At 35.0% G+C, this 12,115-nt stretch carries 11 protein-coding genes and 1 pseudogene; 2 read left to right on the top strand and 10 right to left on the bottom strand.

Annotated features, from left to right (window positions below; translation table 11 throughout):
* Positions 1-130: 130 nt before the first annotated feature.
* The 5 genes and pseudogenes from prpB to DET63_RS21725 all read right to left on the bottom strand — a co-directional run bounded on the left by prpB (position 131) and on the right by DET63_RS21725 (position 5,491).
* Positions 131-1,039 carry a methylisocitrate lyase gene (gene prpB / locus DET63_RS21745; protein ID WP_113937820.1) on the bottom strand — a complete coding sequence of 303 codons (909 nt, stop codon included), beginning with the start codon at positions 1,037-1,039 and terminating at the stop codon, positions 131-133.
* 18 nt (positions 1,040-1,057) lie between these two features.
* Positions 1,058-2,494, bottom strand: a complete 1,437-nt coding sequence (prpD, locus tag DET63_RS21740) for a 2-methylcitrate dehydratase (RefSeq protein WP_002085755.1) — start codon at positions 2,492-2,494, stop codon at positions 1,058-1,060.
* Between the two features lie 98 nt (positions 2,495-2,592).
* Positions 2,593-3,714: a citrate synthase gene (gene mmgD / locus DET63_RS21735; RefSeq protein WP_002127276.1), complete on the bottom strand. Its 1,122-nt coding sequence runs from the start codon at positions 3,712-3,714 to the stop codon at positions 2,593-2,595.
* Between the two features lie 415 nt (positions 3,715-4,129).
* Positions 4,130-4,356: pseudogene (locus DET63_RS21730) on the bottom strand (HesB/YadR/YfhF family protein).
* Complete coding sequence (locus tag DET63_RS21725) at positions 4,337-5,491, bottom strand: MFS transporter (protein WP_113937819.1); 1,155 nt, start codon at positions 5,489-5,491, stop codon at positions 4,337-4,339. Before DET63_RS21725 ends, DET63_RS21730 begins: the two are co-directional and overlap by 20 nt.
* 235 nt (positions 5,492-5,726) lie before the next feature.
* Here DET63_RS21725 and DET63_RS21720 point away from each other — a divergent pair, with 235 nt between their 5' ends.
* A complete protein-coding gene (locus tag DET63_RS21720) occupies positions 5,727-6,005 on the top strand; it encodes a hypothetical protein (RefSeq protein ID WP_002136183.1) in 279 nt (92 codons plus the stop codon).
* Between the two features lie 80 nt (positions 6,006-6,085).
* Here the strand turns inward: DET63_RS21720 and DET63_RS21715 are convergent, their stop codons facing one another.
* Complete coding sequence (locus tag DET63_RS21715) at positions 6,086-8,593, bottom strand: transglycosylase domain-containing protein (protein ID WP_113937818.1); 2,508 nt, start codon at positions 8,591-8,593, stop codon at positions 6,086-6,088.
* Between the two features lie 466 nt (positions 8,594-9,059).
* On the opposite strand from DET63_RS21715, the gene DET63_RS21710 reads away from it, so the two are divergent.
* Positions 9,060-9,269, top strand: coding sequence for a KTSC domain-containing protein (locus tag DET63_RS21710; protein ID WP_002035375.1), 210 nt, complete (start codon positions 9,060-9,062; stop codon positions 9,267-9,269).
* A gap of 67 nt (positions 9,270-9,336) precedes the next feature.
* On the opposite strand, the gene DET63_RS21705 is transcribed toward DET63_RS21710, so the two are convergent.
* From DET63_RS21705 to DET63_RS21690, 4 genes are all read right to left on the bottom strand, one after another.
* Positions 9,337-9,549 (bottom strand): YqaE/Pmp3 family membrane protein, encoded by a 213-nt coding sequence (locus DET63_RS21705; RefSeq protein WP_002085763.1) that lies wholly within the window; start codon positions 9,547-9,549, stop codon positions 9,337-9,339.
* Positions 9,550-9,849: 300 nt separating this feature from the next.
* Entirely contained in the window at positions 9,850-10,509 is a 660-nt protein-coding gene (locus tag DET63_RS21700; protein ID WP_113937817.1) for a DUF6944 family repetitive protein, read from the bottom strand.
* Positions 10,510-10,667: 158 nt separating this feature from the next.
* Positions 10,668-11,378 carry an SDR family oxidoreductase gene (locus DET63_RS21695; protein WP_113937816.1) on the bottom strand — a complete coding sequence of 237 codons (711 nt, stop codon included), beginning with the start codon at positions 11,376-11,378 and terminating at the stop codon, positions 10,668-10,670.
* A 325-nt stretch (positions 11,379-11,703) separates the two neighbouring features.
* Entirely contained in the window at positions 11,704-12,042 is a 339-nt protein-coding gene (locus DET63_RS21690; protein ID WP_113937815.1) for a hypothetical protein, read from the bottom strand.
* Between the last annotated feature and the right edge of the window lie 73 nt (positions 12,043-12,115).

The following is a 12,115-nucleotide window of genomic DNA, read 5'->3' as shown; positions in this document are numbered from 1 at the left end:
TCGTTGCTCTTTGCATATGCTCGTCTACGATGAGTGGAATATCTTATTATTGAAAACAGAAGGCGATGATTTTTCACTTCAAGCAGTTCGTTTTGCCAAAGATGTATTTTCATCGCCTAAATCCTTCTACCTATTGATCTTCAGATAATACTGTTTTTGCAATTCCAGTATCTAACTCTTCAAAGTCATGATATGAAATTGTTTCATATAATTCACTTCTCGTTTGCATATTAGAAAGTGCATCTTTTTGAGAACCTGTTTCCTTAATTAGCGTAAACACATTCTCATATGCTTTTGCAGCAACACGAAGTGAAGTTACAGGATAAATTACTATTTGGAAGCCCATATCCACAAATTCCTCTGCACTATAATATGGTGTTTTTCCGAACTCAGTCATATTTGCTAGTAAAGGTGCATTCACTTTGCTAGTAAATAAACGGAATTCTTCTTCCGATTGAAGCGCTTCTGGGAATATTGCATCTGCCCCTGCTTTTACATATACATTCGCTCTTTCAATCGCTGCATCTAATCCTTCCACGCCGCGAGCATCTGTGCGTGCTACAATATATAAACTTGGCGCAACTTCTTTAATCGCTTTAATTTTTTGAACTAATTCTTCTGTAGTAACAAGTTTCTTACCGTTTAAATGTCCACATTTTTTTGGTAATTGTTGATCTTCAATTTGAACAGCCGCTACTTTCGCTTCTACCATTTCTACAGCTGTTCTCGCTACGTTTAGTACTCCACCAAATCCTGTATCAATATCAACAAGAACTGGTAAATCTGTAGCTCTAATTAGATCTCTTGCTCTTTCAGCTACTTCAGTAGATGTCACGATACCTAAATCTGGTAGACCTTTACTTGCAGTGTAAGCAGCTCCCGATAAATATAGAGCTGAAAAACCTGTATTTTTCGCAACAAGAGCCGCCATTGCATCATGAGCACCTGGAATTTGCAAAATTTCATTTGCTTCTACTAAAGCTCGGAAGCGATTCGCAAGCTCCTCTTGTGTTGACTGTTTATTCACAACCCAAGCCATTATAAATTCCTCCTATTATTAAATTAAGAATAGATCTACAAATTCGTTTACATTCATATTTTCTAGTTTTTCTTCATTTAGACAAGCTTCATGGATTTTTTCTTGTTGCTTACTAGAATAATGACCTGCCATATTTGCAGTGAATTTTCGAACAACTTTTGGAATTGCTTCGTCTCTACGGAAACGGTGGCCAAGTGGGTATTCACATTCCACATTTTCTGTTACAGTACCATCTTTAAAATGAACTTGAACAGCGTTGGCGATTGAGCGCTTGTTCGGGTCAAGGTAATCTAAACTGTACTGTTTGTTTTCAACAACAACCATCTTATTACGTAATTCATCTACACGTGGATCATTCGCTACTACATCCTCATAATCATCCGCAACGATATCTCCTTTTAATAAACCTATTGCAGTAATGTATTGTAAGCAATGATCGCGATCAGCTGGGTTATTTAATGGACCTTCTTTATCGATAATACGAATTGCTGACTCATGAGTTGTAATTGTAATACGATCAATTTCATCTAATCTTTCTTTAAGTTCCGGATGTAATTTCACAGCACATTCTGCAGCTGTTTGTGCATGGAATTCTGCTGGGAATGACACTTTGAATAATACATTTTCCATTACATAAGATTCTAGCGGTCTTGCTAATTTTAATTCCTGTTTATTAAATAATACATCTTGGAATCCCCATCCTGGCGCAGATAATGCTGTTGGGTAACCCATTTCACCTTTTAGAGCAGTCATTGCAAGATGAACACCGCGGCTCGTCGCATCTCCTGCTGCCCATGATTTACGTGAACCAGTATTTGGAGCATGACGATATGTACGAAGACTAGAATTATCAATCCAAGCATGTGATAATGCATTAAAGATTTCTTCACGCGTTCCGCCAAGCATTTTCGCAACTACTGCAGTTGTTGCTACTTTTACGTATAATACATGGTCAAGACCAACACGGTTTAAGCTGTTTTCTAAAGCAAGTACACCTTGAATTTCATGTGCTTTAATCATCATTTCTAGTACTTCACGTACTTTTAATGGTTCTTTTCCTTCTGAAATACGAACGCGGCTAATATAATCTGCAACTGCTAAAATTCCGCCTAAGTTATCAGATGGATGTCCCCACTCTGCTGCAAGCCAAGTATCGTTATAGTCTAACCAACGGATCATACATCCGATATTAAATGCGCCTTTTACTGGATCTAGCACATAAGATGTTCCTGGTACACGTGTACCATTTGGCACGATTGTTCCTGGTACAACTGGTCCTAATAATTTCGTACACTCTGGGTATTGTAGTGCTAAAATTCCACATCCAAGTGTATCAAGTAATACGTAGCGAGCCGTACTGAATGCCTCTGCACTTGTAACCTCTTTATTTAATACATAGTCCGTAATTTCTTCTAATAATGCATCTTTTTGTTTAATTTCATTTGTTTTAATCATGCTATTCTTCCCTTTCTGTCGAAAATTCGTTATTATTAATGATGGGTGTCGGTCAAACACCCATCTGGCGGGCGGCGCTAACAACTCCCCAGTTGTTTTTATTTACTAAATGCATGTCGCTCGCCAATATAATTTACACGTGGACGGAACAAACGATTGTTCGCATGTTGCTCAATTACGTGTGCACATAGCCCTACTGTTCTAGAACTAAAGAAGATTGGTGTGTACAGTTGAATTGGAATACCAAGCATCCAATATACTGGAGCAGCATAATAATCAAGATTCGGATAAATTCCTTTTTCCTTCTCCATAATTTTTTCTCCAGCTTCACACATTTCATATAGTGTATAATCGCCTTTCACATCACATAACTGCTTTAATGCTTCCTTCATCATAAGTGCTCTTGGATCCATCTTTTTCATATAAACACGGTGTCCAAAGCCCATAATTTTTTCTTTGTTATATAGTTTCTTCTGTAATAACTCTTCAAATTTCTCAACATTACCAGCTTCTAAAAGCATGTACATAACCGCTTCATTCGCACCGCCATGAAGACTTCCTTTTAAGGATGCAACTGCTCCTGTTAAAGCGCCGTATAAGTCGGATTGCGTTGATGCAATAACGCGTGCTGTAAATGTAGAGTTTGGCATTTCATGTTCACTATATAAAACAAGGGAACGATCAAAGATTTTCTCTTCAAGTTCAGTTGGTTTCTTTCCAGTTAACATATAGAAGAAATTCGCACTATATGACAATTCTTGAAGAGGCTCAATTGGTTCCTCATTATTTAAAATATGGTAGCTATTCGCTACAATATTTGGCACTTTACTTAAAAGCTTGTATCCTCGACTTTTATTCACTTCTAACGAGCGGTTTTCGATATCACTATCGTAACCAGCTAATGCAGACACGCCTGTACGTAGCCCATCCATAGGATGCGTTTCCTTAGGCAATGCCTTTAGAACATTGAATACACCTTCTGGCACTGCATATTCTTCTTTTAATTTCTTTTCAATTGTTGCTTTCTCATCCTCATTCGGTAAACGTTCTTCTAATAAAAGGTGCACAATGTCTAAATACTCTTTTGTTTTTGAGAGTTCGATTAAATCATACCCTTGAATTACAATTTCACCTTTTACTGTGTCAAGAAACGAAATTTTCGTTTCCGCTGCTACTACACCATCTAATCCCGGGGAAAATTTTTCTTCAGCTTTCATCATTATTTCCTCCAATCCTAATAGATCTTCGTGCACATAACTGTAAGCCTTTACAATAATATGAAACTACATTTCTATTTCAATGTATCAGAGTTTTTAGAAGATTTCAATTTATTTTACAATGATAAGTTTCCTATACTTTTACCGATGTAATAATACAATTTTTCAAAAATAACTTTCATCTTTTATAAAGAAAGGACAGACATCCTTTTACAATTTTTTAAAACGAAATATAACAATTATCCATATAATCCCACTAAATATACCTTTAATCCCTTTTTCTTCAACAAACATAAAAAACCGAGCTGCACTCATGCACAGCTCGGTTTTTTATAATATTTATTTCATATTCCCATAAATATAATTCTTATATAAAATTTATTTATTTTTAATAAAATTATTATTTTACATAATTAAATTAAATTTCTTCCGTTTCTTTACGATAGCTTACAACTAATTCATAGTTTTGAAAGTACGAAAGATCATCAAAATCTATAAAAATAAACTACCGTCTTTCTCAACTGGCACTATTTCCCGAACTGGTTTCTCAGAAACAATCCCTAAAGAATATCCGGGCTGAATTGAGCTATTTCCTCCGTACCTTACAATACATCAAATAGATTCATCATGCTTTATACGCAAAATCTTTTTTGCCTAATCGTTTTTTTACAAAAATAACAAATATAATTAAAGCTATTAATCCTGAAATTGCACTACCTGCGAATAAAATACGGTAACCAAACATTTGTGAAACAACTCCAAGTAAAATCGCACCTAATCCAATCCCTAAATCAAAAGCGGTAAAGAATGAAGCGTTAGCAACTCCTCTTTTACTAGGATCAACAATTGTCAGCATCGCTGCTTGTAAAGCGGGCTGTGCTGAACCGAATCCAACACCATATAATGCCGCTGCAATCATTACACCTATCAAACCATTTGAAATCGTTAGTACAACTATCGCTAAAATAGTAATACATAGTGCCGGAAGTATGATAAAAACTTCTCCATACTTATCTAATAGTTTTCCTGAAATAGGTCGTACAATTGTTAAAGCAATTGCATATACAAGAAAGAATGTCCCAGGATTCACATCAATTGATGACGCGAATAACGGTAAAAATGTTGTTATTCCTCCATATGCAAATGATAAAAAGAAAACAACAACCGTTATTGATAAAACGGATTTTTCAAACAGCTGAATTTTCCCTTTTTCTTTTTGTGGCGTGAATGGCATTTTCGTTATTAACGATAATACGACTGCCATAAAGGATAAAAGAGTTGCTAACAAGAATAGACCATGAAATGAATAATTTTGTACAACCCATAATCCAATCATCGGGCCAATTGCCATCGCGATTGTCATCGCCATGCCATACCAGCCCATCCCTTCACCACGACGTGAATCTGGAATAATATCAGTTATCGCTGTTCCAACTGCTGTTGTAGAAACAGCCCACGTCACTCCGTGAATAACGCGTAAAACAGCTAAAAGGACAATAGTCGATGCTAAATTATACGAATACATCGTTATCCCAAAAAATATGAGTCCGAAAATAATAAAAGATCTTCTACCATATTGATCTAACATACCTCCAATAATCGGTCGTATTACAACTGCCGCTATTGTAAACATTCCCATCATCAGTCCAACTTGTGATTCATTTCCACCAATCTCTTTAATAAAGAGCGGGAGCGTTGGAACAAGTAAATAAAACCCCGTAAATAAAAATAACATCGCGATAGTCATTTGTATAAATGATTTCGTCCATAATCGTTCCATTAAAATCCCTCCATAAACACGTAAAATATTACGATTAACACATCCATTGTATATGTTTCATATTCCTTTTCCCTCCGCTAATAGGCGTATCTTTTCGTAATAAATGGTCCACCATCAATTTAAGTTGGTCTTACGACTTTATGCCTATGTTTTAAGCAAAAAACCTATATATGTACCTTTATATGTTCTAGAAGAATATACTATTTTATTATTAAACTTAGGAGTGATCGTTTTCATGTGGGTATCACCAAGAATAACCGCCGTTGTCCCAGCAGCTCCCTCAATACATGTTCCTGCCGTTCATACAGCTAGTTCTGATGTTGGTATCGAACTTCCTGCCGCTTGGCAACAATATCAATCGACTGACCAAGTCACCCCTTCATTTTGGCATCATGGTACACACCCGAGTAGTACTACTTTTTATGGCCCTAGTTATCCAATACCGCCAACTCAAATTTTTTATCATTTCCCATCAATTTACTTTCAAAATTTCTATGGTACTTTTAACATTTAAAAATAATATTAACCTTTATAATATAAAAAGCACCAAAGGAACCGTTTTATCGGTACCTTTGGTGCTTTTATATACATTACTTATTGTCCATTATTGGCAGGGACTTCTCCTGTGTTCCCGCCAGTAGTTGGTGGCGTTGTTGCTGGTGGCGTTGGAGTTGTATTCCCTTGGCCTCCTCCACCGTTAGTCGGTGGGGTAGTATTTCCTTGATCCCCACCGTTGTTCGGTGGCGTTGTATTCCCTTGGCCTCCACCATTGTTCGGTGGTGTTGTATTTCCTTGGCCTCCACCATTGTTCGGTGGTGTTGTATTTCCTTGGCCTCCACCATTGTTCGGTGGTGTTGTATTTCCTTGGCCATTTCCATTATTTTGTTCATTTTGCTTATTTAATTCATCTTGTTTCTTTTGCTCTTCTTGCTTCTTAAGCTCTTCTTGTTTCTTAAGTTCATCTTGTTTCTTTTGCTCTTCTTGTTTCTTAAGTTCTTCCTGTTTCTTTAATTCCTCTTGATTTTTCTCTTCTTCAGTTTTTTGCTGTTGATCTTGTTTTGGTTGTTCCGTTGTATCCGGTACGCTAGTATTTGGGGATGAATCACGTTTTTCACCTTTTATACGCAATTCACTACCTTCTTGAATAACACTACTTGGCATTTTAAAGCGTGATTTATCTGTAGCCATCTCGCTCATCATTTCTTTAAAGATCAACTGTGCAATTTTCGTATTTTTACTACTAATATACTCGTCTTTACCATCTTTCGTATATCCAGTCCATACTGCCATCGTATATTGCGGTGTATATCCTGCAAACCAACTATCACGAGTTGCACTTTCTGGAATTCCATATTGTGCTAGTTGTTTTGAAGAATAGTTAGTTGTACCTGTTTTACCAGCTACATCTAAAGAGGCCACATTTGCCGATGTACCAGTACCTGATGTAACTACAGAACGAAGCATATCAGTAATCATATATGCTGTAGAATCCGCCATAACTGATTTTGGTTTTTGTCCAAAACTTTGTGACTTGCCGTCTGGATAAACTACTTTCTTAACAAAATGCGGCTTCGTATACTTACCGTCATTCCCAAATGCCGCATAAGCACCTGCAATTTCAGTTGGTGACGCTTCATTTGTACCGATTGCTGTTGATTCTGTCGGTGCTACATTAAATGTAATACCTAATTTCTCAGAGAACTCTTTCGATTTACTAATACCTACCTCTTTAGCTGTTTTAATAGCTGGGATATTACGTGACTTTGTTAGTGCTTCACGCATTGAGATTGGCCCTAAATGACTTCTATCTGCATTTCTAACTTCTTGGCCAGTTGAATACTTAAATGGAGAGTCATCAATTTGATGATAAGTAGCCCATTTTAAATATTCAATTGCAGGAGCGTAATCAAAAATTGGTTTCATCGTTGAACCAGCTGCACGATCCAATTCAATCGCCATATTATGCCCTTTAAATACTGCTTTATTTTCACCGCGCCCACTACCTATAGCGCGAACTTCTCCAGTTTTCGTATCCATAAATGTGAAAGCACCTTGGAATTTATCATTTGGATAATTAATAATATTTGTATTCAAAATATTATCAGCTAATTTCTGTGCTTTTGGATCCAATGTTGTATAAATTTCTAAACCATCAGATCCAATATTAACATCTGGTATTTCCTTTTCTACTTCTTTCACTACTGCATCCATAAATGCAGTATATGGCATCGCTTGTAGTTCAGCTGCACTCTTAATATTTTTATCCACTGGTACTTTCGATGCTTCTTCCATTTCTGCCTTTGTAATATAACCATGTCTATTCATTAAGTTTAGTACAGTATTTCTTCTTTCTGTTGCCCTTTGAACATTTTCTTTTTTCGTTGGGTCATAGTTATTCGGTGCTTTTGGTAAGCCAGCTAGCATCGCAACTTCTGGTAATGTTAAATCTTTCAATTCTTTACCGTAGTAGTTTTGTGCTGCTGTTGCGATTCCATATGAACGGTTTCCTAAATTAATTTTATTTAAATACATCTCTAATATTTCATGTTTTGAATATTGTTGTTCTAGCTTATACGCTAAATATATTTCCTGAACCTTACGTTTTGACGTTTTTTCCATCGATAAGAAGTAGTTTTTAATAACTTGCTGCGTTATCGTGCTACCACCTTGAGAGCCATAATCTCCTTTAAGACTAACTAAAACTGCACGAGCAGTACCTTTAAAATCTACTCCGCTATGCTCATAAAAACGCGAATCTTCTGTTGCTAAAAATGCATTTTCTACTAATTTTGGGATTTGATCATACGTAACATTCGTCCGCTTTTCTTTCCCATATTCATATACCAAATTCCCGTCTTTATCATAAATTTTTGAGGATAACGGATTAACAAGTTTTGCTTTCTCAAGTTTTGGTGCATCCTTAATCATTACGAAAAAGGTAGCAACCCCTGCCACTAAACCTACAATACCCAGTAGTAAACAACTGATTAAAAATTTACGAAAAAACGATGTTTTACCTTTTGGTTTTGTTTTTTTAGAAGCTGGCTGTTTTTTCTTTTGAACTTGTCGTCGCTCCTCTCGAGAACGATAATTTTCTGACATGTTACTTTCTCCTGCCTTTCAATTCTCCCGTTGATTTACTTGAAAATATTGAGGTCACTTTCCCAAATACATTTAATCAAGAAAGTATATTGACCTGGAGCATTCAATATTTTCCCAATTCACAGATTATACATTTTAGAATACTTCTTATACAAACTATTTTCACTTCTATTTTTTCTAATAATACTGCCCCTTAAAGCATAGAATGTAAGAAGTGGATTTTTAATACCTCGTATAAATAATATACCTTTTTTTCAAATGGTCAATATTTTCTTATTTATAAATCAAAGGTGAAATAAAAATAGCACAACGATATGTACTTCGTGTGAACTTCCTTGTAATTACGTATAACAAACATTTGATATATTGCATATAAGTATAATACTCCTTTAATTATTAGGATTTCAACACGACAATCCCCTTCTCTACAAGAAACCAGCTAAAATGAAAAATAAGGAGTTGCGTAATGATGGAGCTATCTCCCGTTATTTCAAAAAAATTAGTTGCTGTTGGCTATAATCCTTTTTCTATGATTTTACGTATTCAACTAAAGAATGGTATGTATGATTTCTTCAATGTGCCAGAAAGCATTTACACCGGTTTATTAAACGCACACTCTAAAAGTTATTATCATAATACTTATATTAAAAATTCTTACCGCTATACTAAAATTTAAACTTGATTGGCATACAAAAAAGAAAGGCGAATCAAATCCCCTTTCTTTTTTGTATGCCAATCGCAATTTATCTTCTATTTCTTTTATTAATTTCATCATACGCCTGAACTTGTTTTTTAAGTCGCCTGTCGGCTTTTTTATCATGTACGACAAGAACTGCGTGTATCGCTCCTGGAACCCAAAAAATTAAGGTTAAAATGAAATTAATAATCGCTTGAAACGGCTTTCCGCAAAATAAAACAGCTACCGGCGGAAGTAGAATTGCTAATAAGTACATCATGTCTGAAAAACTCCTTAATGTTTATTTTTCGCTTCTTCCCCATCCATCTCCTACACTATCAAACCTATGAAATCATGTTATTTCTAAAAGCGTATATAAGAACTCATCATTACAAAAATCACATATAATAGTATAACTAAATAAGAAGCCTCTCACTAACGTTAACAAGTTATTTTCACCTGTTCGTTTATATGTATATTCTACGCCTATATGAAAAAGCCTACAAAAACAATTAACACATCCATCTTGTCCTACTTCTAAAATTGAAATACTCCAAACTTCATTGAAATGAGTATTTCATCACCTTTTCTTAGATTCCAATCGTTGTTCCTCTACTATTTCGGTTAATCCAATTGCTGAAATTACAGTACCTATTGCCTGTATCCAAATACCTATTAGCCCTATTATACGTTGATCTTCTTTATCTATATTACTGTCTTCTTTTTCCTTTTCTTCTTTTGGTATATTTTTAATACCTTCATACGCTTGTAATCCCGCACCTAAACTTTGCATTGAATTCCCTAATACGATAATCCACTGTATTCCATTTATCTCATTCAATGCTACTTCTACTCCTAAAAAAGCGCCAATTGATTGCAAACTATTTCCAGTAATTATAAGGAAATCATTTTCTTTCATTTGTTCATTGAGATTAAAATACGTTCCTATTACATTTGAAATATTACCTAAAGCTAATAACTCAATCCCCGTTTTCGCTAGCGCTTTATTTTTATTATCTATAGTTACCTCTTGCTTCTCACATTTATCTTCATCCTTCGCATCATTAGTTGCTATAATTTGTAATATATATCCGAGAGCTTGTAATGAACTCCCTACAATAACGAGATCCGACTCAATCTTTTCTTCCCCTGCAAACCCTCTAGTTGTTCCAATTGCTGCTATAAGATTTCCTCCAACTTGAAACCATGCCCCTGTCAATTCTAAATCGCGTAGGTTCATTTCCCATCACCTATATTTAAATTTTCTAGTACATTCAAAACAAACAAATATCACCTTTAATTCATTATTCTATTTTTCATATGTAATTTTGTGCATCACATAATGTACTAATAATACAAAAGAGCACCTTTCAGGCGCTCTTTTTGACAAGGAGTTTCTCAATGAATGTATGCCGGACATGTCAATGACTCACCGTTTTTATCTATTGATATATTTAATATATAATGAATTGCTTTATGTGACCACATTTCAGGTGTAGGAGATTCTTTTACATATTGAGGTGCACATAAGTCAAGCATTGGAGTGCTAATACTGCCACCTGGATCTAAAGCAACTACTGCCATACCATTTGGTAGTTCCATTGCCATTGACTGCGTGATACCTTCAACAGCAAACTTCGAGGCACAATATGGCGCAAGTTCAGCCTCGCCTTCTCTTCCCCAACTAGAGCTCATGTTAATAATAATTCCTTCTTTCCTAGCTATCATCGCCGGGACGAACGCCCTAATGACATTTACTACCCCGTTCACATTTACACTCATTACACTTTCAAATTCTTGTGCAGTAACTTTCCATAGAGGTGCATTTTGATTAACAATCGATGCATTATTTATTAACATATCGGGAGCCCTATACTTATTAAGAATACGACTTGCCCATTTACTAACTTGGTGATGATTTGAAACATCAATTATTTGAAAATCATGTGAAGCACCGTAATATTTATTAAGCTCTTCAATTTTATTTTTTGAGCGTCCACACCCTACTATGTTCCACCCCAATTCATGAAACCTATCAACCATTGCACGTCCTAACCCTTGCGTTACTCCAGTAATAATTACAAGTTTCCCAATGTCGTTTCGCTCCAACTTCATCTCCTCCTTTCCATTAATATTACTCTTTTTATTCTTATTCAACTTCTCACTTAAGTATCAATTCATTTCATACTTTAGAAGTATTTTTAATATTACATATTACAAACAAAAAGAGTAACCATCATAGTTACTCTTTTTGTTTGTATCGCTATTATTTTTAAATTGTATCTTCTATTCCCTACATTTCTCACATCGATAAATATAGGTTACACCTTAATGAAAGTATATTTATGTTTACGGTTCGATTTATCCAAATACTTTTCAATCCACTTTTTCAACTTAACAGAGCCCACCTCTATCAATAAATTTCCACCTAGTCTTATAACATACTTTTATTTAAATTCTCAATCTCATTTTGCAACTTTTTAAATTGCTCAAAATGCATTGTTATAGATTGAATACTATTCCTTTCAACATTTTGCTTTACTAATAAAACGCCTGTATCGTGAAAAATTGCTTCAAGTTCTTTCCTTATAGATACTTTCGTAATATATGCGGTTTTAATTGCCGATAAAATTGCTATTTCATTAAAATGTAATTTTATTTCATTAGGACAAAATGCTTTTTCGATCAATGTGACATCATTACTATAAATAAAAGCAACAAGTTTACTTGATTCTGCATCTGTTAAATCCACTGTTTTTATAACATTATCCATTACATTTTGCCTCCTTTAATTCCATATATATTAATTATTCAAATTTGTTCTTTTTAAAATTCAGCTCTTCATT

The organism is Bacillus sp. DB-2 (assembly GCF_003315125.1).
Lineage (GTDB): Bacteria > Bacillota > Bacilli > Bacillales > Bacillaceae_G > Bacillus_A > Bacillus_A mycoides.
The sequence above is the reverse complement of the archived record's forward strand: the minus strand, read 5'-3'. Positions and strand labels throughout refer to the sequence as shown.

Bases quoted from the DNA above. Each gene is read 5' to 3' on its own strand.
- prpB (WP_113937820.1), bottom strand. From the start codon at position 1,039: ATGGCTTGGGTTGTGAATAAACAGTCAACACAAGAGGAGCTTGCGAAT.
- DET63_RS21690 (WP_113937815.1), bottom strand. From the start codon at position 12,042: ATGGATAATGTTATAAAAACAGTGGATTTAACAGATGCAGAATCAAGT.
- DET63_RS21720 (WP_002136183.1), top strand. From the start codon at position 5,727: ATGTGGGTATCACCAAGAATAACCGCCGTTGTCCCAGCAGCTCCCTCA.
- mmgD (WP_002127276.1), bottom strand. From the start codon at position 3,714: ATGATGAAAGCTGAAGAAAAATTTTCCCCGGGATTAGATGGTGTAGTA.
- DET63_RS21700 (WP_113937817.1), bottom strand. From the start codon at position 10,509: ATGAACCTACGCGATTTAGAATTGACAGGGGCATGGTTTCAAGTTGGA.
- DET63_RS21725 (WP_113937819.1), bottom strand. From the start codon at position 5,491: ATGGAACGATTATGGACGAAATCATTTATACAAATGACTATCGCGATG.
- prpD (WP_002085755.1), bottom strand. From the start codon at position 2,494: ATGATTAAAACAAATGAAATTAAACAAAAAGATGCATTATTAGAAGAA.
- DET63_RS21715 (WP_113937818.1), bottom strand. From the start codon at position 8,593: ATGTCAGAAAATTATCGTTCTCGAGAGGAGCGACGACAAGTTCAAAAG.
- DET63_RS21710 (WP_002035375.1), top strand. From the start codon at position 9,060: ATGATGGAGCTATCTCCCGTTATTTCAAAAAAATTAGTTGCTGTTGGC.
- DET63_RS21705 (WP_002085763.1), bottom strand. From the start codon at position 9,549: ATGATGTACTTATTAGCAATTCTACTTCCGCCGGTAGCTGTTTTATTT.